At 41.9% G+C, this 25283-nt stretch carries 21 protein-coding genes and 3 tRNA genes; 13 read left to right on the top strand and 11 right to left on the bottom strand.

The genetic code is table 11. From position 1 onward, the window contains the following. Positions 1 to 297: 297 nt before the first annotated feature. From dmpG to E0H87_RS06180, 7 genes are all read right to left on the bottom strand, one after another. Positions 298 to 1317 carry a 4-hydroxy-2-oxovalerate aldolase gene (dmpG, locus tag E0H87_RS06150; protein ID WP_131322790.1) on the bottom strand — a complete coding sequence of 340 codons (1020 nt, stop codon included), beginning with the start codon at positions 1315 to 1317 and terminating at the stop codon, positions 298 to 300. Between the two features lie 10 nt (positions 1318 to 1327). Then, positions 1328 to 2224 carry an acetaldehyde dehydrogenase (acetylating) gene (locus E0H87_RS06155; protein WP_131322791.1) on the bottom strand — a complete coding sequence of 299 codons (897 nt, stop codon included), beginning with the start codon at positions 2222 to 2224 and terminating at the stop codon, positions 1328 to 1330. 25 nt (positions 2225 to 2249) lie between these two features. Further along, positions 2250 to 3047, bottom strand: a complete 798-nt coding sequence (locus tag E0H87_RS06160) for a 2-keto-4-pentenoate hydratase (RefSeq protein ID WP_131322792.1) — start codon at positions 3045 to 3047, stop codon at positions 2250 to 2252. Between the two features lie 426 nt (positions 3048 to 3473). Continuing rightward, positions 3474 to 4079 (bottom strand): glutathione S-transferase family protein, encoded by a 606-nt coding sequence (locus tag E0H87_RS06165; RefSeq protein WP_131322793.1) that lies wholly within the window; start codon positions 4077 to 4079, stop codon positions 3474 to 3476. A gap of 79 nt (positions 4080 to 4158) precedes the next feature. Beyond that, a complete protein-coding gene (locus E0H87_RS06170) occupies positions 4159 to 4842 on the bottom strand; it encodes a helix-turn-helix transcriptional regulator (RefSeq protein WP_131322794.1) in 684 nt (227 codons plus the stop codon). Positions 4843 to 4916: 74 nt separating this feature from the next. Continuing rightward, complete coding sequence (locus E0H87_RS06175) at positions 4917 to 5585, bottom strand: HAD-IA family hydrolase (protein WP_131322795.1); 669 nt, start codon at positions 5583 to 5585, stop codon at positions 4917 to 4919. Positions 5586 to 5856: 271 nt separating this feature from the next. Then, the gene (locus tag E0H87_RS06180) at positions 5857 to 6795 is read right to left on the bottom strand and encodes an RluA family pseudouridine synthase (RefSeq protein ID WP_016168327.1); all 939 of its coding nucleotides are present in this window, start codon (positions 6793 to 6795) and stop codon (positions 5857 to 5859) included. Between the two features lie 755 nt (positions 6796 to 7550). Between E0H87_RS06180 and E0H87_RS06190 the strand changes: the two genes are divergently transcribed. The 5 genes from E0H87_RS06190 (at position 7551) to E0H87_RS06210 (ending at position 13343) form a co-directional block, all read left to right on the top strand. Further along, entirely contained in the window at positions 7551 to 10886 is a 3336-nt protein-coding gene (locus tag E0H87_RS06190) for an Rne/Rng family ribonuclease (RefSeq protein ID WP_131322796.1), read from the top strand. 188 nt (positions 10887 to 11074) lie between these two features. Further along, on the top strand, positions 11075 to 12916 hold the full coding sequence (locus E0H87_RS06195; protein WP_131322797.1) for a long-chain-acyl-CoA synthetase: 1842 nt from the start codon (positions 11075 to 11077) through the stop codon (positions 12914 to 12916). Positions 12917 to 13049: 133 nt separating this feature from the next. Then, positions 13050 to 13125: transfer RNA gene (locus E0H87_RS06200), tRNA-Lys, on the top strand. An 18-nt stretch (positions 13126 to 13143) separates the two neighbouring features. Further along, positions 13144 to 13219 (top strand) — tRNA-Lys (locus E0H87_RS06205). Between the two features lie 48 nt (positions 13220 to 13267). Beyond that, positions 13268 to 13343: transfer RNA gene (locus E0H87_RS06210), tRNA-Lys, on the top strand. A 102-nt stretch (positions 13344 to 13445) separates the two neighbouring features. Here the strand turns inward: E0H87_RS06210 and E0H87_RS06215 are convergent. Beyond that, on the bottom strand, positions 13446 to 14099 hold the full coding sequence (locus E0H87_RS06215) for a hypothetical protein (RefSeq protein ID WP_131322798.1): 654 nt from the start codon (positions 14097 to 14099) through the stop codon (positions 13446 to 13448). A 293-nt stretch (positions 14100 to 14392) separates the two neighbouring features. Between E0H87_RS06215 and E0H87_RS06220 the strand changes: the two genes are divergently transcribed. Continuing rightward, a complete protein-coding gene (locus E0H87_RS06220; protein WP_131322799.1) occupies positions 14393 to 14659 on the top strand; it encodes a PspC domain-containing protein in 267 nt (88 codons plus the stop codon). 86 nt (positions 14660 to 14745) lie between these two features. Here E0H87_RS06220 and E0H87_RS06225 read toward each other — a convergent pair whose 3' ends face one another. Together E0H87_RS06225 and E0H87_RS06230 are read right to left on the bottom strand one after the other, a co-directional pair. Further along, the gene (locus tag E0H87_RS06225) at positions 14746 to 15855 is read right to left on the bottom strand and encodes an HPP family protein (RefSeq protein ID WP_131322800.1); all 1110 of its coding nucleotides are present in this window, start codon (positions 15853 to 15855) and stop codon (positions 14746 to 14748) included. Between the two features lie 118 nt (positions 15856 to 15973). Next, a complete protein-coding gene (locus E0H87_RS06230) occupies positions 15974 to 16387 on the bottom strand; it encodes a lysozyme inhibitor LprI family protein (protein ID WP_131322801.1) in 414 nt (137 codons plus the stop codon). A 144-nt stretch (positions 16388 to 16531) separates the two neighbouring features. Between E0H87_RS06230 and E0H87_RS16150 the strand changes: the two genes are divergently transcribed. The 7 genes from E0H87_RS16150 to E0H87_RS06265 all read left to right on the top strand — a co-directional run bounded on the left by E0H87_RS16150 (position 16532) and on the right by E0H87_RS06265 (position 24234). Further along, positions 16532 to 18001 (top strand): hypothetical protein, encoded by a 1470-nt coding sequence (locus E0H87_RS16150; RefSeq protein ID WP_227547316.1) that lies wholly within the window; start codon positions 16532 to 16534, stop codon positions 17999 to 18001. Positions 18002 to 18129: 128 nt separating this feature from the next. Beyond that, entirely contained in the window at positions 18130 to 19119 is a 990-nt protein-coding gene (gene glyQ / locus E0H87_RS06240; protein ID WP_131322802.1) for a glycine--tRNA ligase subunit alpha, read from the top strand. Continuing rightward, positions 19119 to 21188, top strand: a complete 2070-nt coding sequence (glyS, locus tag E0H87_RS06245) for a glycine--tRNA ligase subunit beta (RefSeq protein ID WP_131322803.1) — start codon at positions 19119 to 19121, stop codon at positions 21186 to 21188. The genes glyQ and glyS overlap by 1 nt, the downstream gene beginning before the upstream one ends. Positions 21189 to 21262: 74 nt before the next feature. After that, complete coding sequence (locus tag E0H87_RS06250) at positions 21263 to 22099, top strand: OST-HTH/LOTUS domain-containing protein (protein ID WP_131322804.1); 837 nt, start codon at positions 21263 to 21265, stop codon at positions 22097 to 22099. A 209-nt stretch (positions 22100 to 22308) separates the two neighbouring features. After that, complete coding sequence (locus tag E0H87_RS06255) at positions 22309 to 22698, top strand: hypothetical protein (RefSeq protein ID WP_131322805.1); 390 nt, start codon at positions 22309 to 22311, stop codon at positions 22696 to 22698. Positions 22699 to 23009: 311 nt separating this feature from the next. Then, on the top strand, positions 23010 to 23618 hold the full coding sequence (locus E0H87_RS06260; RefSeq protein WP_131322806.1) for a hypothetical protein: 609 nt from the start codon (positions 23010 to 23012) through the stop codon (positions 23616 to 23618). A gap of 187 nt (positions 23619 to 23805) precedes the next feature. Next, positions 23806 to 24234 (top strand): hypothetical protein, encoded by a 429-nt coding sequence (locus E0H87_RS06265; RefSeq protein WP_131322807.1) that lies wholly within the window; start codon positions 23806 to 23808, stop codon positions 24232 to 24234. Positions 24235 to 24324: 90 nt separating this feature from the next. Here E0H87_RS06265 and E0H87_RS06270 read toward each other — a convergent pair whose 3' ends face one another. Then, complete coding sequence (locus E0H87_RS06270) at positions 24325 to 25278, bottom strand: 2-hydroxyacid dehydrogenase (protein WP_131322808.1); 954 nt, start codon at positions 25276 to 25278, stop codon at positions 24325 to 24327. Between the last annotated feature and the right edge of the window lie 5 nt (positions 25279 to 25283).

The following is a 25283-nucleotide window of genomic DNA, read 5'->3' on the forward strand; positions in this document are numbered from 1 at the left end:
CGTTGTAATAATAACTAGATTTAAAAAACTGCCTTCTTCTTAAGCTATTCACTACGGAGTCTTACTGCTTTAAATCCATTTTTCGGAGCTCATTTCGTTCTTTTGTTATGCCAAAAGAACCAAAAACATTTGTCATCAGCAAAACCTGTTCACCAGATACATTTAAATACTGCTATTGCAAAAACAGTCTATTTCAAATATCACGCAGGTTGCTGATGACATTCCCCCCGAATAATTTCTAAATGCCAAAAACAAAAAAGCGTCCCAAAGGACGCCTTTCAAATACATATTAATAAATTAAACCAAAGCTACCTTCGCTTTCGACATGGTCAAAGCCAAATCTTCAATCATATCTTCCTGACCACCAACCGTCCCACGACGACCTAATTCCAACAAGATTTCACGTGCAGACACACCATATTTCGCTTCCGCACGTTTTGCGAAGAGTAAGAATGATGAATAGACACCTGCATAACCTAAAGTTGCAGCATCACGGTCAGCACGAATTGGATTCAGCATCATTGGAATGACCAAATCTTCTGCCACGTCCTGGACTTTAAACAGATCCACACCTGTTTCTAAGCCCATACGGTTGGCAACTGCAATGAACAATTCCAGTGGTGTATTGCCTGCACCTGCACCTAAACCCGCAGATGCCAAGTCGACACGAATTGCACCAGCATCAACCGCGGCTACTGTATTTGCCACGCCCATACCCAAGTTATGGTGACCATGGAAACCCAGTTCAATACTGCTGTCCAACTCTTGACGGAGTAAACCCACGCGGTCCGTCACATCTTGCGGTAGCATATAACCCGCAGAATCAGTCACATAAATACAGTTTGCACCATAGGACACCATCTTTTTCGCTTCTTCAAGCAATTGAGCAGGCGATGCCATATGTGCCAACATCAAGAAACCAACGGTATCCATACCCAGCTGACGTGCCGCAGTAATATGCTGTTCTGAGCAATCCGCTTCGGTACAGTGGGTGGCCACACGGATGGTCGAAACGCCAATTTCATGTGCCATTTTTAAATGATCAACTGTACCAATTCCCGGCAACAATAATGCCGAAACTTTGGCGTTTTTCATGCGTGGGACAACCGCTGACAAATACTCTTCATCGGTTGCCGCAGCGAAACCATAATTCACTGATGAACCGCCCAAGCCGTCACCATGCGTCACTTCAATCAGCGGTACACCTGCATCATCCAATGCAGTCGAAATTGCAATCATTTGCTCAACAGTGGTTTGATGGCGCTGTGGGTGCATACCATCACGTAAAGTCATATCATGCACAATAATCTTAGACATGGGTTGCTCCTTATACTTCAGCCGTAGCCAATAAACGTTCCGCAAACATTTCCGCAGTACGCGCAGCTGCCGCAGTCATAATGTCCAAATTCCCTGCATATTTTGGCAAGAAATCACCCAAGCCTTCTACTTCAAGATATATCGACACGCGGTTGCCATCAAATACTGGGCCATTCACCAGTTTATAGCCTGGTACATATTTCTGAACTTCGGCAATCATGGCTTGAACAGAAGCCGTAATTGCTGCTTGATCAGGTTCACCTTCGACCAAGCAATGCACCGTATCACGCATCATCAATGGTGGTTCGGCTGGGTTAATAATGATGATGGCTTTGCCTTGTTTTGCACCGCCGACTTTTTCAATTGCGCCAGCCGTAGTACGGGTAAATTCATCAATGTTTTTACGCGTGCCTGGACCAACCGACTTGGTTGAAACGGTTGCAATAATTTCACCATAACTCACCGCTTGTACGCGAGAAATGGCAGCCACCATCGGAATGGTCGCTTGTCCACCACAGGTCACCATGTTCACATTCGGTAACTCACCTGCATCCAAGAGCTCTTGAAGGTTGACAGGCGGCACAGAGAATGGACCAATCGCAGCAGGCGTCAGATCAATCATCTGCACACCCAACTCATTCAACTTGCGGCTGTTTTCTGCATGCACATAAGCCGAGGTCGCATCAAAGGCAATTTGAATTTCATCCGCAAGCACATGTGGCAGTAGGCCATCTACACCCTCAGCTGTAGTTTTTAAGCCCATACTCGCTGCGCGGGTCAAACCTTCTGAAGTTGGGTCAATCCCCACCATCCAGACAGGTTCCAAAAACTCGCTGCGCTGTAACTTATATAGCAAATCAGTCCCAATATTTCCCGGACCGATTAATGCACATTTAATCTTTTTCATGCATCTACTCTCTCAAAATTTCAATTTATTCCACAGCAAACGCAGCGACCACTGAACCAAAGCCTTCAATTTCAACTTTGAATTCGTCACCCGGGTTTGCAATCACCATTGGGCCCAAAGCACCCGTTAAAATAATGTCACCAGCCAACAGTGGACGACCACGACGTACCATTTCATCGGCAAGCCAAACTGCGGCATTTAAAGGATTGGCTAAACAGGCTTTACCGATGCCTTGTGAAACCACTTCATCACCGCGGGTCATGGTCATTTTGCAATTAGCCAAATCAAGCTGATCTAATTTCACTGGGCGTGAACCCAACACAAAAGCAGCAGAAGACGCATTGTCCGCCACGGTATCAATCAGTGAAATTTTCCAGTTTTCAATACGGCTATCCACCACTTCTATGGCAGGCAAGGCATAAGCTGTAGCGCTGATAATGTCCGCATAGCTATGTTTTTCTTGGGTTAAATCTTTGTTAATAATCAGCGCAATTTCAGCTTCAACTTTAGGTTGAATCAATAACCCTGCTGGAATAGCCTCACCATCGCCATAAGCCATGTCGGCAAACAACATGCCAAAATCAGGTTGATCCACGCCCAATTGAGCTTGGACCACTTTAGAGGTGAGGCCAATTTTACGCCCCACTAAGCGGCGCCCTTCTTTCAAGGCACGTTGGGTATTCACTTCCTGAACCGCATACGCAATATCGACGTCTGCTTGTTCCGCGCCCAGTTGTGGGCGAATGGGTGCAATCGCAGTTTGTGTAAGCTCAGCGTTACGTAAAGCCTGCGCAACGGATTCAACAACAGCAGAGTTCGACATCTAGGTTTCCTTAAACTGCAAAATAGAGACAGATACCGTTTTAGCGAGCAAGGAAAATCAAGAAATCGTCAAAATAGACCTTGCAAATGACCGAAGGAGAAACCGAGGGCTTATCCCTAAGCACCACTAAAAACGAGTATGTTTTAGACCGCTTAAGCATCGGAAAATTGCGGGTTTTACGCCAATACTTATTTTATTTTCTATAATAGTTAGAACCTATAAATCTTTTTTTGTTTTATCCATCAACATAAACAGCGTAGAAAAATCAAAGAGAAAAATGACCAAATCATTCAGAATTTAGCTATGTATATGTCAATCGAACTTTTCATCTACGACTAAAAAATAAGAAGCAAGGCGTCTATTTATATAATATCTACCACAAAAAATAAGCCTCTTTTATAAGAGGCTTATCGGAGTAAAATGGTTTTACGCTGCAAATAAAGTAGGATTATTCTTTAAACTTTCACGTTGCTGTATGGCCGATACATAGCGATCAATTGCAGGATGTGGTTTTAATAAATTCATTTTTAATTGCCACATGATCATTGCCCCTAAACTGATATCGGCTGCTGTAAACTGTGAACCGCATAAATACGGGCTTGCTTGTTCCAAACCTTGAATCAACGCTTGATAGGTATCTTGATAATCGCCATAGCCCATAAACATTTTTTGCTCTGGTGCAACCTGAACTTTTAAATGTTCATTGTCAGAAGCGGCTGCAAAAGGTCCTGCGCCAAAAAACAACCAACGATAATATAAGCCTCGTTTCGGATCATCGAGTGCAGGCGCTAAACCTTTTTCAGAGAATTTATCTGCCAAATATGCACAAATGGCATCTAGCTCATAAACCACCACATCACCATCAACCAAAACTGGCACCTTACCAAAAGGGTTGAGTTTTAAAAATTCGGCTGATTTCATTTCCTCGCCATAAGCGACTTCTATGCGCTCAACTTCAATCCCCAAATCAAGAATAAGCCAATCCACCACTACGCCGCGAGATTGCTTATTTGTATATAAAGTTAAAGCCATTGTTCTATCCTCTGTGTTTATTGTTTTTTTAGAATAGAACGATGCTGTGTCAGTTTTTGTCAGTAGTGTTGGGGCATTTTTATGAATTTGAAAATTCCTTTTGACACCATTGCTGAAATAAATGACGTTTAAATTGAGGGTAGACTTGTTCAGTTAATATGAGCGTTTGTATTCGATCTAAACGGAAATTTCTAAAATCTTCCCGTAATTCACACCACGCAGCCAACAACATTTTGTCGTTAAAATATCCCAATGCAAACGGCCATAATTGCCTGTGTGAAATCTGTTTTTGTTCATCAATATAATCAATCTGGATTTTAGTTTGTAAACGAATGGCAATACGAACTTGTTCAACAATACTTTGATCAACTTCAATCCACGAATGAATCGATTTTAGATAAGTATCATTTAAAAACTCTTGTTTTCTTAGTGGCAAGACTGCTCTTAATTTGCTTAATACCGAATGTGAAGCCTGTTGTAATGCTTGATCAGGAATAGATTTAGCCCATTGTAATGCCAAATACATCGCCTCAATTTCTGATTCATCCAAACTCATGGGCGGAAGGAGAAAGTTTTCTTTTAATTGAAATCCTACGCCGACACTTCCCTCAATATTGACCCCTTGATCACGTAAACTTTCAATATCTCGATAAACACTTCGCACACTGATTTGTAAATGTTCAGCCAAACGTTGCGCCGTAACAGGATAACGCTGTTCACGGAGATGCTGTAATAAATGAAGTAATCGAATAGAACGACTCATAGCGGATTTTCTTGTTATTCAAAAGTAATTTTAGGCGCATATCCTTACACGCCTTGAAAAATAATCAACTGTGCTTAAGCCACATCAGAAGCATTTACTTGCAGATTTAAAAACTGATCCAAGCTTGCGACATCGTCTGCAATGGTCAACGGGTTAAACTGCTGCAAAATATTTTTTGTATGTACACCATAGGCGACGCCGACTCTTGGCATGGCAATGTTTTGCGCCATTTCCAAATCATAAGAAGTATCCCCGACCATAATCGCCTGTTCAGCTTTTACGCCTGTGCAAGCCAAGATTTCGGTCAACATCAGCGGATCAGGTTTAGACTTGGTTTCACTTGCTGCACGCGTAATCTCGAACAAATCATGACTATTGGTTTGAGTCAACACTCGATCCAAACCTCTACGGCTTTTACCTGTCGCCACCGCAAGTCGTGCACCCTGATTTTTGAGTCCGTACAACATTTCAGCAATACCCGCAAACCAAGCATCATCCTTTGAATGCGCAACATAATGATCGCCATAACATTTCAAAAGATCAGTATGTAATTCAGGTACTGCCGGAAATAAAACTTGAGCCACTTCAGGCAAACCCAAACCAATAATACTTTTTGCTGCTTCAGGTGTTAAGGGTTGTTCAAATTGCTGCGCTGCAAACAAAAGGCTGTCCACAATCTGCCCCACTGAATCAAATAATGTACCATCCCAATCAAAGATAATCAGTTCTACAGGTTTATTCATGCTGGGGTTCCAATATTTACTTTTATAAAGACAATTTACACAACGCATTTGCTACATGATGGCGACAAGGATGTCGCAGTTGAGCTGACTTGCACTTCGCTTTAAAGCAGTGCTTAAAGCGCGTTCAGGACGTTCCATCAGCTCAACAAAAGATTTTTGTTACTTTTCATCTTTGAAAAGTAAAGATGACCAATACAGCATCATTTTAAATTAATCACAACCAACAAAAGTCATGTCTTTATCACCTCTCCTAAAATGAAAGGGAAAAGACTTAATCCTTCTTCTGCGCTCTTAACTGCGCCACAATACTCTGCATATCTTCAGGTAAAGGCGCTTCAATTGGCGGATAACCTGGAATATCCAAACGCATGGCGTGTAGACATAATCGACGTGGTTTAGGACCATTGTACTCAGTTTCATGACCATATTTATCATCACCAACTAAGGGATGACCAATACTTAAACCATGTACGCGAATTTGATGAGTACGACCTGAAAGCGGTGAAGCATACACCAAAGTCGCATGCATAAAACGCTCAGCGACATTCCACTGAGTTTTCGAGTCTTTCCCTTCTTTCGATACGCGTACACGACGCTCACCATTTGAGAGTTCATAACGGTGTAAAGGCGCATCAATCAACTGTTTATCAAGACTCACGACACCTTTGACCACAGCAGCATAGGTCTTCTTAATTTTGTGTTCACGCAGCATATCTTGCAAAGTCTTTAACACACTGCGTTTCTTAGAAATCATCACCAAGCCTGAGGTATCACGGTCAATACGGTGAATCAGTTCTAAATATTTTTTACCCGTTGCAGCGCGTAAGCCTTCAATCAAACCATAGGCCACACCACTACCGCCATGTACTGCAATGCCCGATGGCTTATTCACCACCATCAGTCCTTCGTCTTCATATACCACACGGCTCAGTAGACTTTGTGCGACTTTGTCTGAAACAGGGGCAGCCGTTTCATCTTTTTGTTCATAACGAATTGGTGCAACGCGAATCTGATCCCCAATTGCCAATTTAGTTTCAGCTTTAATGCGCTTTTTATTCACGCGCACCTGCCCTTCACGAATTAAACGATAAATGCGACTTTTCGGCACACCTTTGAGTCGGCTAAATAAAAAATTATCGATGCGTTGACCCGCTTGATGCTCATCCACTTCAAACCAAGTGACACTTTGCCATTCTTGCGTAGAATTCATACAGATACTGTGACCTAAAAAAATACTAAAATTGATTAAAAACTGACCATTTAGGCTATACTTTTCACTAGAAACGTTAGCTTAGCCCATAGGCAGATGATGCAAGGTTTGCTATAGTCAGCGCACGGAAACCATCGTAAGTGAATCATCATCAAAGCATTTCAATTGAATTTAAGTTGAAATGTGACTGACATTTTGATTATAAACTCGAAAAGGTCCCAAAAGAATTATGCCGACGCCGAAGGCTTATTATATCGGCAAAACTGCAAACTGTTGCGTTTAATTGTACCTCAGGTACATAAATCAGTTTGCCTGAAAAAATATGTCGCCAACCTCAAGTTGGTTTTTAAACGTAAACTGATACACATCAGATTAGTCGCACCCTGAAACCACATTCAGGCTACAGCGTCTGATGCATTGGATCTGCACAATTTGTAAAGATACGACGATAATTCCGTATCAAGACACTCTTATGTAGGGATGCTCTTCGAGCAATGTGACAGTGAAAGTTACTCACATCCAATGCACCGCTCGTTCGCCAGTGAAGTGTACAGGTGTCTTTAATCGTTGAAAGATTGAAGCCGTATTGCCATCATCAATACGTGAATCAAAACTGGAGCCCACCTTAAAAAAGGCCAGTGAAAACCCTCAGACCACAATTGGTTTATTTGAGATCTGAGTTTGATCCATGATGTTTGATGTTCGCTACGTGAATAGCGATTTTTTGCTGTGTATCACTATAAGGTGTTACACCCATGAAACGTATGTTGATTAATGCAACACATGCTGAGGAAGTCCGCGTTGCACTTGTTACTGGTCAGCGTCTTTACGATTTTGATTTAGAAAATCGTACCCGTGAACAAAAAAAATCGAATATCTATAAAGGTCACGTGACTCGCGTCGAGCCTTCTTTAGAAGCTGTATTTGTAGAATACGGTGCAGGCCGCCAAGGCTTCCTGTCTATGCGCGAAATCGCAAATTCATACTACAAAGCTGACCCTCGCCAGACTTCGAATATCCGTGAACTGATTACTGAAGGTACTGAGCTTTTAGTCCAAGTGGAAAAAGAAGAACGCGGCAACAAAGGCGCGGCACTTTCCACCTTTATTTCTTTGGCAGGTCGCTATTTAGTCCTTATGCCAAACAATCCAAAAGGTGGTGGCATCAGCCGTCAAATTTCGGGTTCAGTTCGTGAAGAATTAAAAGAAATGTTAGCATCACTGAATGTCCCGCGTGGCATGAGCGTGATTGTACGTACCGCAGGTATTGGTCGTTCTCAAGAAGAGTTACAACTCGATCTTCAACATCTCCTCGATCTTTGGGCACAAATCCAAAGCACAGCAAATTCTGGTCCATCACCAATGTTGGTGCATCAAGAAGCAGGTGTGGTAACGCGTGCCATCCGTGATTATTTACGTGATGATGTTGCTGAAATTTTGATTGACTCTGAGCAAGCCTATAACGAAGCCTATAACTTCGTAAAAGCAGTCATGCCTCGTCAAATTGATAAATTAAAAACCTATACCTTAAACGAGCCATTATTTGCTCATTTTGGTATTGAGAGCCAAATTCAAACCGCGTATGAGCGTGAAGTAAAATTACCTTCTGGTGGTTCAATCGTGATTGACCAAACAGAAGCTTTGGTTTCGATTGATATTAACTCGGCAAAATCGACTCGTGGACATGATGTAGAAGAAACTGCACTGAATACCAACCTAGAAGCCGCAGAAGAAATTGCACGTCAATTGCGCTTACGTGATATTGGTGGCTTAGTGGTCATCGACTTCATCGATATGACCAAAGACCGCAACCAACGCATGGTTGAAGCGAAATTACGTGAAGCAACACAAAGCGACCGTGCCCGCATTCAGTTTGGTCAATTGTCACGCTTTGGTTTAATGGAAATGAGCCGTCAACGCTTACGTCCATCTTTAGAAGAAGCCACTGGTTACGTTTGCCCGCGCTGTCATGGTACAGGTATGGTGCGTGACTTGCGCTCACTTTCACTTTCAATTATGCGTAAAGTGGAAGAAATTGCCCTACGTGAACGTCATGGTGAAGTTCAGGTTGAAGTGCCAGTAGAAATTGCTGCATTCTTATTGAATGAAAAGCGTCACAGCTTGGTTTACTTAGAGCAAACCTCAGGTGTTCGTGTGACAGTATTACCACACCCTCACTTAGAAACACCACATTACGAAATTTCTTACAACCCTGAAGGCTTCGCGCCAACCAGCTATGAACGTACCGAAGCAACACGTTCTAGCGAAAAAGAATTGGGTTATGAAGCTTCAGATTGGCATTTAGAAGATGCTGATCAACAACCAAGCGTTGCACCAATTGCTGAAAAACATGGCAAGAAAAAGCCACAGCAAGCTGCTCAACAAAGCACGCAAGCCCCTAACCCTGCTGCTGTAGCAACTGCTTCAAGCAGCCCATGTGCATGGTTAGAAAACTTGTTTGTTCAAAAGCAAGCAGCAACTGTAGATCAAGCACGTACAGCAAATAATGCAGCTGCGGCAATTGAACAAATGGTGAATGGCGGTGCCGTCAGCCGTGGTCAATTTGGTCAAGTAACTACTGCTCCTGCTGCTGTGACAACAGCACCTGTAGCCAGCAACAATGTGTACTTATCAGCGACTCCTGCTCCACAAAAATCAGAGCAACGTGACTTTGCAGAAAAAAATTCTGAGAAAGAAGAAAAATCGCAACGTCACAACAAAAAGCGTAACAATAACAAGCAACGCGAACAACGTGAGCAACCACAAGAACAAAATCAAGTGGTTGAAGAAGTTGTTCAAATGTCGCGCCAAGATCAACGCCAAGAACAGCGTGAGCAAAAGCGTCAACGTCAGCAACAACGCCAACCACAGCAAGATCAACAAAGCGAAACACATGTTGAACAAGCTGTTCCACGTCGTGATCGTAACAACCAACAGCGTCCGAATCGCCCAAATCGCCACCGCGACCAAAGCGTATTTAACGAACAACAACAACCTGTAGCAGCGGCTCCAGCGCCAGTAGTTGTAGATGAGCAACAAGTCAAAGTGGAATTAATTGATGCTCCACGTCAAGACATGCTTCCTACAGCATTGGTAGTGAATGTTGATCAAGCGCAAAGTGAAATCATCGCCATCAACAACACCACAACCGCAAAGGCTGTTGAAGCCGTTGTTCCTGCTGTGACTGAAGCTCCAGAAGTGGTTGAAGCTGCTCCTACAACTGTAGTGACTGAAGCAAAAGTTGAAGTTCAGGTGGAAGCACCAACAACTCAAGTGGAAGAGCAAAAGCCTCGTTCTGATGGCAAACGTGCAAGCAATGACCCGCGTATGCGTCGTCGCCAACAACGTGATGCTCAAGCTAAACAAGCACAAGCGCCAAAGCTGAATCCATCACAAGTACCGACTTTAGCGCAATACACCGTTGGTAGCTTAATTCGCCATGTGTATGGTGAAGACTGCGCTGTGCTGATTGAGCAATTTGGCTTAATCCCGACTTTCAACCGCGCACTTCAAAAGTTCACTACTGAGTATGCAGCGAGCCTGAACTCAAGTAGCGTAGCCGTTGAAGCGGAGAAAAAACCTGTCACGCGTGATGTAGAAGTTGCGAAAGCTACGCCTGAAGCTGAACCTGCACCAGTGTTAGACTTAACACCACCAAAGCCAGAGTCAGAAAAGCGCGTAGCCAATGACCCACGTGAGCGTCGTCGTTTAGCAAAACAGGCTGCAGAACAAGCCCTAGCGCAAACGAAACAAGCTCAAGTAGAAGAGGCTCCTGTTGCGACTGAGCCTGCTGTCGCTCCAGTGGTTGAAGAGGTTGCAGCTGTAGTTGAGCCTGTAGAGACCACTACTACTGAAGTTACAGTAACCGAAGCTGTTGCTGAACCAGTAGTAGCAGAAGAAGCAACGGTTAAAACAAAGGCCCCTGCGAAAGCAAAAGCAAAAGCAGAACCTGTACAGACTGAGTTGGCTGTAGATGTTGTCGAAGATACGGCGACAGAAGAAACTGCAGCTGAAAAGGAAGAGAAAGAAAAAGCTCGTCCGCGTCGTCCACGTGGTCGCCCACCGAAAAAAGCAACACCTACAGCAGAGTAAGTATTTACCCAATTGCTGTAAAATAATTAAAACCTAGTCATTTCGATGGCTAGGTTTTTTTTGTTATTTTGAACAGATTAGGTTGATTGCACTAGAAAGAAACGATTAAAAGGACAACTGTACAGATTACTACGTTCAACCTGTAGATAAAGACATCGTATTGGACACGAAAAATAAATAGGATTCTTATGAGCCAAACCACACAAAGCGATCTTATTGGAATAACAGACGTCGCTGCAAAAATCCCGCAATTTATTGGAAAACTGCCACATCTGGTCACAGGCTTAAAACAGGCTTATTTGCGCACCCCAAACTCACCAGCAGGCCTAGGCATTGCTTTTGAAAAGGCCGTAAAACGCAACCCACATGGCTATGCCTTATTATTTGAAGAGCAGAAATATACCTACCAACAACTCAATGATTGGGCAAACCAAATTGGACATTATTACTTGTCAATTGGTGCGCAAAAAGGTGATGTCATTGCGGTGATGATTGAAAACCGCCCAGAACTGGTTGCCAGCATTTTAGCTTTGGCAAAAATCGGGGTCACAGCAGCTTTAGTAAACACCTCACAAGTCGGCAAAGTTTTGGCGCATAGTATTAATTTAGTCAATCCTATTGCACTTATTGTTGGAGAAGAATGCCGCGCCGCTGTAGATGAAATTCGCCAAGACCTTAACTTGGCAGAGCAGCGCTTTTATTGGTTTGCCGATCAAGAAACACGTCAGCATGTAGGTACAGCACCCACACATTATCTAAATTTAGCCGATGAAATCATCACCTTTCCGACCTTTAACACGCCCACCACGCACAGCGTGAAAGGCAAAGATGGCTTATTTTACATCTATACTTCGGGTACCACAGGCTTACCGAAAGCAGTCATCTTCACCCATAGTCGCTGGACCCTTGCCTATGGCACTTATGGGCACGTGCTGGATTTAAACAGTGACGATGTCATGTACGTTACCTTGCCGCTCTACCATGCGACAGGCATTGTGGTGTGCTGGTGTGGGGTGATTGCAAGTAGTGCGACTTTAGCATTACGACGCAAATATTCGACCTCTGCATTCTGGAAAGATGTGCAAAAATTCAATGCATCTGCGATTGGCTATGTCGGAGAGCTTTGCCGTTACTTAATGGATGCTCCTGCATCGGAGTTAGACCATGCCCATCGCGTCAAAAAAATGATTGGCAATGGCATGCGCCCGAATATCTGGGACAAATTTAAACAACGTTTTGGTGTAGAAGAAGTGCTCGAACTCTATGCATCCAGTGAAGGTAACGTTGGCTTTAGCAATGTATTTAATTTCGACAACACCGTCGGATTTTCCCCAACACCGTATGCCATTGTTCAATTCGACAAAGAAAAGAATGAACCAATTCGTGATGCAAACGGTTGGTGTCAAAAAGTGAGTAAAGGCGAAGTCGGTCTATTGATCGGTAAAATTACCCGTCGCTCCCCTTTTGATGGCTATACCGACCCTGAAAAAAACAAGTCCGTAATTATGCCGAATGTGTTTAAACATGGTGATGCCTACTTTAACACGGGTGATTTAGTCCGTGATATTGGCTTCCGCCATGCACAGTTTGTGGACCGCCTTGGCGATACCTTCCGCTGGAAAGGAGAAAATGTCTCGACCACCGAAGTTGAGAACATGTTGTGCGAATATCCCAAAATTGCTGAAGCTGTGGTGTATGGCGTGGAAATTCCACACACCAACGGACGTGCAGGGATGGCTGCCATTACCTTGGCAGAACAAGCTCAACTGAATGAACAAGACTTACACGCCATGCTCAGTTGCTTCAAGAAGAGCTTACCAGCCTATGCCATCCCTGTGTTCTTACGTGTTCAAAAACAAGTAGAAACCACAGGCACCTTTAAATATCAGAAGAGCAAGCTGAAAGAGCAAGCCTTCAATCCAGAAAAAACCAATGAGCAAATTTTAGTCTTGCTGCCCAATAGCAACGCCTATTGCGATATGAGTACTGAAATTTACAGCAATATTCAACAGTACCAATATCGCTTCTAAACTGAAATTCTGGCAATTTTTTGCATAAAATCAGGCAAAGTTGTTGTATTTATAATCAAACATCAACAACTTTGCGATTTTTCTCTTGCGCTCGTTCGATATCTTGCTACAATACGCTCCATCAAAACGAGATGGGTCGTTAGCTCAGTTGGTAGAGCAGCGGACTTTTAATCCGTTGGTCCCGCGTTCGAGTCGCGGACGACCCACCACTTATTTTGATTCCTGATGGGTCGTTAGCTCAGTTGGTAGAGCAGCGGACTTTTAATCCGTTGGTCCCGCGTTCGAGTCGCGGACGACCCACCATCTTTAAGCTTTATCAAAAAGCTGTCATAATGTGAAAGCATTCTAAATGGGTCGTTAGCTCAGTTGGTAGAGCAGCGGACTTTTAATCCGTTGGTCCCGCGTTCGAGTCGCGGACGACCCACCATTTACTGCAAAATTTCTTATAATATCTCTTTCAATACACTTCTATTGAGCTGTTTCAGCTTTAGACTTTCTTCAGGTCTTCTCATCTCAACTTGATATCAAGTTATTTATCTCGAATTAAACGATACGCTTGTGTAGGCATCGGATAGCCCGCTGCAAATAAATGCTGATTCATTTGATTGTCCAAATCTAAAGTTTGATCCAAATCTAAAATAAGATGATGCTGCTCATCGACCCGATAATAAAATTCCGCCCCCTCTTCTAAATGCACCACCAATTCAGCATCTTCTGGGTTCACTGACCACGTATCACGTCGATAAGTCCGAATATTGCTGTCTTCAGCCATTTTTTCACTAAACAGCTTGCCCGTGTAAACAATACTCCGATAAGCAGAACCATCGGCAGCCAAAGTCAAAATATATTCCGCCGAACCTTCGGAACATTGCACGAAGTCATCTTTACAGGAAATCTTGACATGATAACGCCCGACATAAGGGGCTTGCTCATCGACTAAATTTTGTTGCACTGTTGATGCCGACTCGTTGGGCATACTGGCCTGCCCCGCCAGTTCTGTGAGTTTTTTGCCTGACTGTGGCGGCAAATTGGCAGCAGATGCGGACTGTCCTTCAGCAGCAGATGCCGTTTCATTTGGAGTAGTTGAGCGACCACACGCCGCCAAAATGAGACTGGCCCATAAACAACCCAATAGCACCCCACCGAACTTCGGATGAAGTCTTACACTTTTCCATTTCATCACGTTAATACACAATCCACATTCATTTGACCGAACACCCAGAGGGTAAAAAAATGTTATCGCGTCATTTATCCTTAAATTCAGCAATAGCATTGCAAGTGCCTGTATTTACTTATCAAAAATAAAAGCATCTGTAAATTTGATCACATTTTATGTAGTGCACGGCTGAACGCCTATGTTTATTTACATAACTTAACTATTTTGGTGCTGGCTTTGCTTTAAAAATTGAATTACATCACCATTTATTTAGTATGAGATTACAAAATATCTCTCATTCAATTTTTAAGGAGACCTGAATGGCCAATGTTGGTTTATATCGTTCGAATCGCCAAAATATAATTGCAGGTGTTATGGGCGGTATTGCTGAACGTTTTGGTTGGAACGCAAATTTATTAAGAATTATCTTCTTTTTAGTTTCCGTCATGAGCGCCGCCTTTCCAGGCATTCTGGTGTATTTGGTTTTATGGTTGGTCATTCCTAAACGTCAGGATGACAGTTATTCAAATACATCGAATTACCAGCGCCCTATGCGGACTGTGAATAACAACAAGACGCCATTATAGGTTTTAAGCAACATCATTTGACCTACCGTTTTGGTCGCTACGGCTTTTTCCCCAAAGAGTCGTAGCTTTTTTTATTTTTACTTCCTCTATTTTTGATTTTTCAATTGAATTAATTGCTGGTTCAATGCCGCAATCATATCTGCACGACTAATCATTCCCACCAGTTGTTGCTGCTCAACCACAGGAATATAGTTAAACGAACGCTCAACAAAATAGGGCACCAAATCCTGTATCGGCTGATTTGGCTGTACCGTCACCACTTGTCGGTTCATAATCTGTTTCACCTGATGTTCCCAACTGGCTTTTGGGTCGGCAGCACGTTTAAACCACTCCACCACTTCATACAGCGCTAAAGTACCTACCAACTGCCGAGCGTCATTGACCACAGGCAAACTCATCAAATTAATCTGCTTGAATTTATCTAAAGCCAGATGAATATCATCCTGCTCATTCAACATCAGTACATCTTTAGACATCAGGTCTTTGCAGGTTAGTTCATTCACTGCACGTGCATTGGCAATTTCTTGTGCCTTAAGAATAATCTTTTGTAAGTCATATTCACTGATGTCGAGTAATTGCGGCTGATGCTCCAATACATTGTGAATATCTTGCGGCTGAATGGTGACTTTTTGAGTCGGGGTCGGATCGGTGGAACGTGAGTTGAGCTGTGCTGTTTGCGGATATTTGCGTCCCAACATTCGGTTAAAGATAATCGCAATTACCAATAGCAATAATGAATTCAATAACACAGGATAAGCAATAAAAGCGTAACCTAGCTCATGCACACTTTTACCACCCAACACCGCAGTAATCGCGACTGCACCACTGGGTGGATGTAAGGAATCTGTAGTCATCATCAAAAAGATCGACAACGCTACAGCAATACTAAAAGCTTCGGTTAAATTCGGCAGATACAGGGCGCAAGTGACGCCTATAAAGCCCGCCAAAGTATTGCCAACAATCATATTCCATGGCTGCGCCAAAGGACTGGCAGGTACAGCAAACAGCAATACCGAAGAGGCACCCATTGGGGCGATATACCACGCATTGATATCTCCTAGTACCCACCAACTCATCAGGGAGGACAATGCCAGACCTAACAACGCCCCTAAGCCACAGAGCAATCGTTCCTTTAACGGTAACACTTTAAAATTCGGCTTTAAGGTATTTAACCACTCAAACTGGGTCTGAAACACGATTATCCTTCTTTCTTATATGTAGGCTGTGCAAAATTATACGCGGACTGACCTAATAAGGTGCATTTATTTTATATCTTATAATCATCAGCATTTCTGATTGCCACATTGGCCCAATTTAGTTGACGTAGTGCTGCAACTGTAGCACTCGATCGGCATATTGCTCCATCGGGCAATACGCATACATTGGTGAACCAATATACTGTCCTGCATTATCACACTCTTGATCGACATAGGCTTTCCACAAACGCTGTGATTTCAAAATCGCTTGATAGCGTTCAGGCTGCTGCCATTCAGCACTTTGCACCCGAATTTGATCGAGTAATGCCACAATTTGCTTTTCATAACCTTGCTTGGCTTGATCCGCGCAAATTTGTACTACGCTATTGTTAATCCCTGCCAGTTGCTGTTCTTGAATAGTTTGCTCAACACAATCGTTATATGGATCAGATTCAGTCATCGGTTGCTGGGCACATGCCAATCCTATAGAGCCAAGAACCAATAAACTGGTGGATAGAATAAATTTCAGCATACTGGGCTGCTTTTGTTGTTATGAATGGTTGTCAATATAACAAAGAAAAACTTAAGAATTGATTCAGTAAGTTAAAAATATAATTAGATGTAAATCTAAAAACTATAATCTAAAATATGCTCAACTTTACAACCAGAAACATCAATGAAAGAAAATCAACGCGAAGAGCTTTTAAAACATTTAGCTGCGTCTCTACAAGATGCAAAAAAGGAAGGTGGAGCAATTTTACTGGTTGGTGCAGGTATTTCTGTTTCCGCAGGTATTCCACCCGCACAAAAGCTCATGCAAATTGCGATTGAAAACTTTCCTAATTACTTTACAGAAGAAGAACAACGGCTTGCTCAAGAAGATTTAAGCCAACTTCAATACAATAGCATTATGACCAAGCTTTCTAATGTTAAAAGAAAAGAACTATTTAAATGGTTTATTGAAGGTAATAAAGATAAAGGCATTCAAAAAGCAAAACTCAATTTTGCTCATATCGCAATTGCCGAACTTTTAAAACAAGGCTATTTCAGTCGTATTCTCACGGTTAACTTTGACCCTTTACTTATCAATGCTTGCTATATGGTCGGGATGTATCCTCTTCCTGCAATCTATGATATTGGTTCTGTGGATCGTATTAATCCAGAGCTTTTTAACGATCCATGTATCATTTATCTTAATGGACAACATGTAGGGCAAGTACAAAGAAACACTACAAATCAATTAACGCAGCATGACCCCATTTTACAAAAAGTCGTACATTCAACGGGTTGCACCAAAACATGGATTGTTGCAGGTTATAGTGGTGAAAATGATCCTCTTATGACCGCTCTTAAGGAGCTACGCCCTTATAGTAATTGGTTATATTGGCTTGAATATAATGATCAAATTTTACAAAATGAAAGTCATCAATTTTTAGAGACTGATGAAGAGTGTAAAGTCATTTATGCATGTGATGCTGATGAAACTTTTATGGAGATTACTGAAAATTTAAAATGTAGTTTAGATTTCATAGAAAAACCTTATAAAGAATTAGAAATGTACCTAAAGGAAATTAATTTTAATTCTGCAACATATTCAAAAGGGAGAATTTATAAAATTTTGATAGGTAAATATATAGATATCCTATCCAATGATGAGAATATTAAAAAACTTCAAGACATAAAAAAAACAGAAATTATATTAAATAATACTATGGGGTTTATGGCGCAATTTGTGCTAGATGATGATTTAACAATAGAAGCTTTAGATGAAGGTATCGCCTTTTTAAAAACTCAATATTCAGAAAATCAAATTATTGATATTTTAGAAGCTTTTTGTATGGGGCTATGCAAAAAATTTGAAATTTTAAAAGATACTAACACCCTTAAAGAAGAGATCGCATTTGCACTATCTGAAGCGCAACTGCACAAAACTAAAAGTGCAACTTTACACGCTCAGATTATTCGATTGCATTCCATCGTTGGTGAATTCGATTCAGCAATAACTGAATTAACCTTATTTCCTGTTTCGGAAGCATTAGAGCGCAAACCTTTCTTTTTAAATAATAATGAAATGCGTCAACTGAGTGTATTTTCACAATTTAAGAGTTGGTATTCGTCTACATTTAATGAAATTTATCCACATTAAGAGGCGAAGGCTATCATGTATGCTCAAATTTCTACCTTAGAAAGGTAGTTGTGCTATACCCTTTGCCACTCCCCTGCAAAATCCTTATACTTAGGGGCAATTTTTCTCTAATTTTTAATGGATGCACCATGAGTCGCGCCATATCGCATATTGATACATTTCAAGGCTTAATTCTTGCCTTACAAAACTACTGGGCTGAACAGGGTTGTGTGATTTTACAACCCTATGACATGGAAATGGGTGCAGGGACATTCCACACAGCAACCTTCCTTCGCGCTTTAGGGCCAGAAACTTGGAACGCGGCTTATGTACAACCATCACGTCGCCCGAAAGATGGCCGTTATGGGGAAAACCCGAACCGTCTACAGCATTACTACCAGTTCCAAGTGGTGTTAAAACCAAACCCAGATAACATTCAACAACTTTACCTCGACTCGCTTAAAGCGATTGGGATTGACCCGCTGGTACATGACATTCGTTTTGTCGAAGACAACTGGGAATCTCCAACACTCGGCGCTTGGGGCTTAGGTTGGGAAGTTTGGCTCAACGGTATGGAAGTCACTCAGTTTACTTATTTCCAACAAGTCGGTGGTGTTGAATGTTACCCTGTAACAGGCGAAATCACTTACGGTCTTGAACGTTTGGCTATGTACCTACAAGGTGTCGATTCTGTTTACGATCTTGTTTGGACCAAAGGTCAATTCGGTACTGTGACTTATGGTGATGTATTCCATCAAAACGAAGTTGAGCAATCAACGTATAACTTTGAATATGCCAACGTTGAAAAAATGTTTGAATTGTTCGATTTCTATGAAGCGGAAGCAACGCGCTTAATGGAAGCGGAACTTCCACTTCCTGCCTACGAACAAGTGATTAAAGCATCACACAGCTTTAACTTGCTCGATGCGCGTGGCGCGATTTCTGTGACTGAACGTCAACGTTATATTTTACGTGTACGTACTTTGGCACGCTCAATTGCGCAAAGTTATGTGGCTGCACGTGCCAAGCTTGGCTTCCCGATGGCAGAACCACATTTACGTGATGAAGTTTTAGCTCAATTGAAAGCTCAGGTTGAAGCAGAAGCAGCTCAAGCAGAAAAAACAGCGGAGAACAAATAATGTCTAAACATACCGTTTTATTTGAACTTGGCTGTGAAGAACTTCCCCCAAAAAGCTTAAAAACTTTACGTGATGCCTTACAAGCTGAAACGATTAAAGGCTTAAAAGATGCAGGCTTAGCCTTCGATACGATTGAAGCTTATGCAGCACCGCGTCGTTTGGCATTGAAAATTATCAATGTCGATGGCGCTCAAGCTGATACTCAAAAACGTTTCGACGGCCCTGCGGTACAAGCTGCTTATGATGCTGAAGGTAAACCAACCAAAGCACTTGAAGGCTTTATGCGTGGTCAAGGCATTACAGCAGATCAAGTTTCAACTTTCCAAGCAGGTAAAGTTGAAAAAGTTTGCTATCTAAAAGATGTACAAGGTCAAAGCCTTGAAGCACTCTTGCCACAAATTTTACAAACTGCTTTAGACAATCTTCCAATTGCAAAACGTATGCGTTCTGCGGCGAGCCGTACTGAATTCGTTCGACCTGTAAAATGGGTAGTGTTGCTTAAAGACAACGAGGTTGTTGATGCAACCATTCAAGATCACAAAGCAAGCAATGTCACTTATGGTCACCGCTTCCATGCACCTGAAGCAATTACTTTAGCCAATGCCGATGCCTACTTAGATGCACTTCGCGCTGCAAAAGTTGTGGCGAATTTTGAAGAACGCCAGGCGATGATTGATCAACAAGTCAAAGCACTTGCAGATGAAGTGAATGCGATTGCGATCGTGCCTGCGGATCTTCGTGATGAAGTGACCGCATTGGTTGAATGGCCAGTTGCGCTTCGTGCCAGCTTTGAAGAACGCTTCCTTGCTGTGCCTCAAGAAGCTTTAATTACCACAATGCAGGACAACCAAAAGTATTTCTGCTTGGTAAATGCGGACAATAAATTACAACCTTACTTCATTACCGTTTCCAATATTGAGTCGAAAGATCCGACGCAAATTATTGAGGGTAATGAAAAAGTGGTACGTCCACGTTTGTCTGATGCTGAATTCTTCTTCTTACAAGACCAAAAGCAACCGCTTGCATCTCGTAAAGAAAAATTAGCAAACATGGTATTCCAAGCACAATTGGGTACGCTTTGGAACAAATCTGAACGTATTGCCAAATTGGCGGTAGCCCTTGCGCCAATTACAGGTGCAACCGTTGCCGATGCTGAAAAAGCTGCATTACTTGCTAAATGCGACTTAACCTCAGAGCTTGTAGGTGAATTCCCAGAACTTCAAGGTATTGCAGGGACTTACTATGCACGCATTGAAGGCGAAAACACTGAAGTTTCTGAAGCTTTAGGTGAGCAGTATCTTCCGAAATTCGCTGGTGATGTTTTACCAAAAACCAAAACAGGTACAACCATTGCCCTTGCAGATCGTTTAGACACGCTCACAGGTATTTTCGGTATTGGTCAAGCACCGACTGGTTCTAAAGACCCGTTTGCTTTACGTCGTTCTGCGATTGGTATTTTGCGTTTAGTGACTGAAAACAACCTTGATGTTTCAATTGAAGAACTGATTAAGTTGGCTTTGGCGGCTTATGGCGATGTGTTGAAAGATCACGACAAAACTTTGGCAGATGCTGTTGCGTTCCTTGAAGGTCGTTACCGTGCAAAATATGAAGACCAAGGCGTTGCTGTTGATGTGATTCAAGCCGTTCAAGCGCTTTCTCCTAAATCACCACTTGATTTTGATAAGCGTGTCAATGCAGTCAACCACTTCCGTAACTTGCCTGAAGCGGCTGCTTTGGCTGCCGCGAATAAGCGTGTTGCCAACATTCTTGCAAAAGAAGCAACTCCTGAAGGAAGCGTTGTTGAAGCGAAATTGGTTGAAGATGCGGAGAAAGCATTATTCGCAGAACTTCAAGCGATTACCCCAGTGGTTGAACCATTATTGGCTGCAAAAGACTACACCGAAGCACTGTCTAAATTGGCTGCCCTTCGTGCACCAATTGATGCCTTCTTTGATGGTGTGATGGTTATGGCGGATGATGCTGAATTGAAAGCCAACCGTTTACGTTTACTGGCGCAGTTACGTGGCTTGTTTACCAGTGTTGCAGATATTTCAGTGTTGCAGCATTAAGCTTTAATTGGTTGTAAATTAATGAGAACCCCGCTATAAATTAGTGGGGTTTTTATTATTCATTAGAAATAACAATGCAAAGTACTGAAGAATTAAGAGATAAAATATTTTTACTACTTGGGAAGCACTTAATTCGCTTTCAGACTGTAGAAATGAGATTAAAGTCTTTACTAAAGCTCAATCGTACTATCATCTTTGAAAATAAAAATTCCCCATTAGTTATCGAACCACCTGTTAGAAATCAAACTTTAGGTGGATTAAGCACAAAAGCTTTAAATTCTCTGTTTCTGCTTGATTCTGTTGAAGAAGATCAGCTTATTAAAGAAGAGGCAAATACATTACGTATTGATATGAAAGTTTCATTTAATTTATCTGAAAATAAACATCTAGAACTTAACTCCCAACTACAAGAGTTTGTAGCAGATCGCAATCTGCTAACACACCACTTTCAAGAAAAATTCAATTTATCCAAACTAGCTGAATGCCAACAAGCTATAGATTTTTTATTAGAATTAGAAAAAAAGCATAAACCATTTCTAGATCGATTTGAACAATATTTCTTGACGGCACAAAAAGGTATAGATACCCAAATATCTTTCATGCAATCTAATCTATTTAAAACTCATTTTATTTTTCCTAGTGATGAGATTTATAAAGAAATTCAAATATTAATCAATAACAATACAAAAAATAATGGATGGATTTCTCTTACAACAATAGCTTCATCAATTAGTAAAAAATTTCCAGATGCTAATAAAAAAATCAAAATTGAATACGGCTTTAAGAATCTTCATGATTTAGTACTAAATAGCGGTATATTTTTACTTAAAATTGAACCAACGACAAAAGGGGAAAAAATATTGATCCACTTAAATCATGGAGAAAAAACTTTCGAAGTGATTGAGAATTAATTTTCCAACTATTTCTTCACTTTCTAATTTATTAAACAAAGAAATTTTAAACTTCTCCCAAAGTGGAGTTTTTATATAACTAAACTTATTTAAATCCCTTATAAAACTTAGCTCTTCTGAGTTTATACATAAAATGGCAGAACTATAGCCAATCTAAATTCAATTCCCTATACTCAAACCAACAACACTCAACAAGAAAGAACGTTAATATGAAATTAAAAACACTTTTACTTACGGGCTTCACTTGCGCAGCACTTACAGCATGTACTTCATCTCCTAAAATTCCACAATTGGAAACAGGCGTACTACAAGAAGTTCAAAACTTAGATGTATATCCAAACACAACCGACAATAAAGCCAAACTGACCAAATTTGTAGACAAATGCATCATCGAATTTACGGGGAACTTAGACGGCAACAAAGTCGTCGAACAATGGTCATTTAGAGGCAATACCCTCATTACAGGTGGTACAGCAACCTTCGCCAAAGATGGCACCAGTCAAGCCAGCAATTTCGACCTGAACAATGCCCAAGTCCAACAAAACTTTATTAAATTACGTAAAAACTTCGCCAAAGATGCCGTTGCGCAATGTAACTAAGTGGCACGTAGGTTTTACGTCAAAAAGGCGTAAAACCTATAAAAAATACTGTAAAATACAGAATAATAAATTCATTTCCTACATCCTTCTCTACACTTGCATGATTTTGCCAATGTGAACAAAAGGCCGTATTTAGATACATCAATACTCTCTAGTAGGCTTCTATCTCTACAATCTTGTAGCAAGTGTTAAGCTGCTGTATTGAACTGTGTAAGTTTCATCTCAAACACCAAAATACCTATTGAATCTGTTTATGATGGCTCACATTCATTACCCGCAATATAGGGTATCGTCACAGAGGAATATCCAACATGAACATGATAAAAACAGCATTAATGACTACTGCATTTTTTGCTTCTGCTTCGGTCTTTGCCAACGTGGCAGTCAATGGACAGGTTAATACTTCCGCCGAAGCACAAGCTAATCCTCACGGCGTATTACACAATATTCATGAAGGAGTCACAACTTCTGCCAAAAAAGTTGGCAATGGTTTAAGTACAGCGACAGAAAACGTGGGACATGGCATTCAACATAGCTCAACCCAAGTTGGACAGGGACTGAATACAGCATCGCAACATGTAGGACAAGGCATAGAAAAAGGTGCCGAGCAAACCAAATCTGCCAGTAAAACTGCATGGAACAACACTAAACAGTTCAGCGCAAAACAAGTGAAAAATGCACATCAAACCACGCATAAAGCCAAAGACTACAGTACAGAAAAAGCCAAAAGAACCCAAAACTATGTAGGGCACAAAGTGCAGCAAGGCAAAGCTACGACTCAACACACTTTGAACAAGAGTAAAACAGCATTAACCACACCTGCACAGGCTGATGTGAATGCACAAGTGGGCGTACATACCCCGATTGCCAAAACACAGCTTGGCATTTCATCACAAACCACAGTGAACACAGCAAAATAATGCGATCCATCCGTTGATCTAGACACATTTTTAAACCAAGCTGTGCTTGAGCACGCAATGAAAATTCTTGACGTTCGCTGGGATACAGCAGAAGATGAAGTATCCCATCGAGAGTGGCACTATAGAAAACATCTCAGCCTACAGCGTGTTTTCTGCATCATAGTGAACAGCAATAGAGGACAAGTGCATGCAGTTGATGAAAGCAGTTTTAATTTCCAGTACAGTGTTTGTGGCTATGACTCTATCTGCCCATGCAGCAGAAAGCAGCAAGAAAAAAGGCTATGGAGATAACCCGAATATTTTTGAAGTACTGGGACAAAAAACCTTAGATACCGCCCAAGATGCTGCCAATGCAGTAGATCGCGGCACACAAAAAGGCATTGCCAAAGTCAAACCGAAAGTCGCTGAAACTTGGAATGAAACCAAAATCTATAGTGAAGAACAGACGGAAATCGCCAAAGAAAACTCTCAAAAAGCGGCTGCCACGGTCAATAAAAAATGGCATGAAGCCAAAGCCAGTGTTTTAGGTGATCCCAACAGTCCACCAGCACCGATCGAATCCCACCCATTGAGTCAATCCAGCACAACACCTGCTCAGAATGGACAACTGAACTAAAGCAGACCATTTTTTAACGATAAAAAAGCGCAGCCTACCAACTGCGCTTTTTTTCATCTTTCGAGTTGGATATGCATATCCAACTCATCTTCACGCCACCTGACGAATAGGCTGCCCTTGCTGAAAGGCTATAACATTTTCCACCATCTGCTGCACAATGCGCTGTCGTGCATCAACACTGCCCCATGCACTGTGCGGCGTGATAATTAAATTCGGAATATCTGCTGCCAATAGCACATTACCCTCTTTCGGTGGTTCTACCGTTAATACATCGGTTGCAGCACCTGCAATATATCCTTCACGCAAAGCTTGAGCCAATGCCGCTTCATCGACAATCCCCCCACGTGCGCAGTTAATTAGAAAGGCGCTGGCTTTCATCCGTTCAAATTCATCCGTACTGATTAAGTTACGGGTAGAATCGGTTAGTGGACAATGTAACGTGAGAAAATCGACTTGTGGCAATAATTCAGCCAAAGGCAAACGGCCTTCGCGTTGTGGGCGATCTGGCAACGCCGCAATCAAGACGCGCATATCAAAGGCGTGTGCCAATTTGGCCACGGCCTGCCCTAGCTCACCATAACCGACAATACCCAAGGTTTTACCCGCCAATTCCACAATCGGGAAATCCAACAGACAGAACTGTTTGGCGTTATTCCATACACCCTGCTTCACCGCATGGTCATATTTTAATAATGAAGTTGCCAATGCCAACATCAGCGCCAAGGTGTGTTGTGCTACCGCCGAAGTCCCATACCCCTGACAGTTACACACCACAACGCCTTGTGCTTTGGCTTGAACTAGATCGACATTATTGGTGCCCGTGGCGGAGATTAAAATCAGTTTTAACTGTGGGCATTGCTGCATCACTTGTGCAGAAATCTGTACTTTATTGGTGATAATGACCTGTGCATCTTGCACGCGTTGTAGTACCTGATCAGTTGATGTTGCAGGATATAAAATCAGCTCATCAAAAGCGGCAGTTAACAGTCTCAAATCCAAATCGTGCTGATCTAAAGATTCCACATCTAAAAATACTGCCCTCATTCCCT

The sequence above is a fragment of the Acinetobacter sp. ANC 4178 genome, assembly GCF_004331175.1.
Taxonomy (GTDB): Bacteria; Pseudomonadota; Gammaproteobacteria; order Pseudomonadales; family Moraxellaceae; genus Acinetobacter.

Excerpts from the sequence above, each read along its gene's own strand:
- dmpG (WP_131322790.1), bottom strand. The coding sequence starts at position 1,317 with ATGTCTAAGATTATTGTGCATGATATGACTTTACGTGATGGTATGCAC.
- E0H87_RS06155 (WP_131322791.1), bottom strand. The coding sequence starts at position 2,224 with ATGAAAAAGATTAAATGTGCATTAATCGGTCCGGGAAATATTGGGACT.
- E0H87_RS06160 (WP_131322792.1), bottom strand. The coding sequence starts at position 3,047 with ATGTCGAACTCTGCTGTTGTTGAATCCGTTGCGCAGGCTTTACGTAAC.
- E0H87_RS06165 (WP_131322793.1), bottom strand. The coding sequence starts at position 4,079 with ATGGCTTTAACTTTATATACAAATAAGCAATCTCGCGGCGTAGTGGTG.
- E0H87_RS06170 (WP_131322794.1), bottom strand. The coding sequence starts at position 4,842 with ATGAGTCGTTCTATTCGATTACTTCATTTATTACAGCATCTCCGTGAA.
- E0H87_RS06175 (WP_131322795.1), bottom strand. The coding sequence starts at position 5,585 with ATGAATAAACCTGTAGAACTGATTATCTTTGATTGGGATGGTACATTA.
- E0H87_RS06180 (WP_016168327.1), bottom strand. The coding sequence starts at position 6,795 with ATGAATTCTACGCAAGAATGGCAAAGTGTCACTTGGTTTGAAGTGGAT.
- E0H87_RS06190 (WP_131322796.1), top strand. The coding sequence starts at position 7,551 with ATGAAACGTATGTTGATTAATGCAACACATGCTGAGGAAGTCCGCGTT.
- E0H87_RS06195 (WP_131322797.1), top strand. The coding sequence starts at position 11,075 with ATGAGCCAAACCACACAAAGCGATCTTATTGGAATAACAGACGTCGCT.
- E0H87_RS06220 (WP_131322799.1), top strand. The coding sequence starts at position 14,393 with ATGGCCAATGTTGGTTTATATCGTTCGAATCGCCAAAATATAATTGCA.
- E0H87_RS06230 (WP_131322801.1), bottom strand. The coding sequence starts at position 16,387 with ATGCTGAAATTTATTCTATCCACCAGTTTATTGGTTCTTGGCTCTATA.
- E0H87_RS16150 (WP_227547316.1), top strand. The coding sequence starts at position 16,532 with ATGAAAGAAAATCAACGCGAAGAGCTTTTAAAACATTTAGCTGCGTCT.
- glyQ (WP_131322802.1), top strand. The coding sequence starts at position 18,130 with ATGAGTCGCGCCATATCGCATATTGATACATTTCAAGGCTTAATTCTT.
- glyS (WP_131322803.1), top strand. The coding sequence starts at position 19,119 with ATGTCTAAACATACCGTTTTATTTGAACTTGGCTGTGAAGAACTTCCC.
- E0H87_RS06250 (WP_131322804.1), top strand. The coding sequence starts at position 21,263 with ATGCAAAGTACTGAAGAATTAAGAGATAAAATATTTTTACTACTTGGG.
- E0H87_RS06255 (WP_131322805.1), top strand. The coding sequence starts at position 22,309 with ATGAAATTAAAAACACTTTTACTTACGGGCTTCACTTGCGCAGCACTT.
- E0H87_RS06260 (WP_131322806.1), top strand. The coding sequence starts at position 23,010 with ATGAACATGATAAAAACAGCATTAATGACTACTGCATTTTTTGCTTCT.
- E0H87_RS06265 (WP_131322807.1), top strand. The coding sequence starts at position 23,806 with ATGCAGTTGATGAAAGCAGTTTTAATTTCCAGTACAGTGTTTGTGGCT.
- E0H87_RS06270 (WP_131322808.1), bottom strand. The coding sequence starts at position 25,278 with ATGAGGGCAGTATTTTTAGATGTGGAATCTTTAGATCAGCACGATTTG.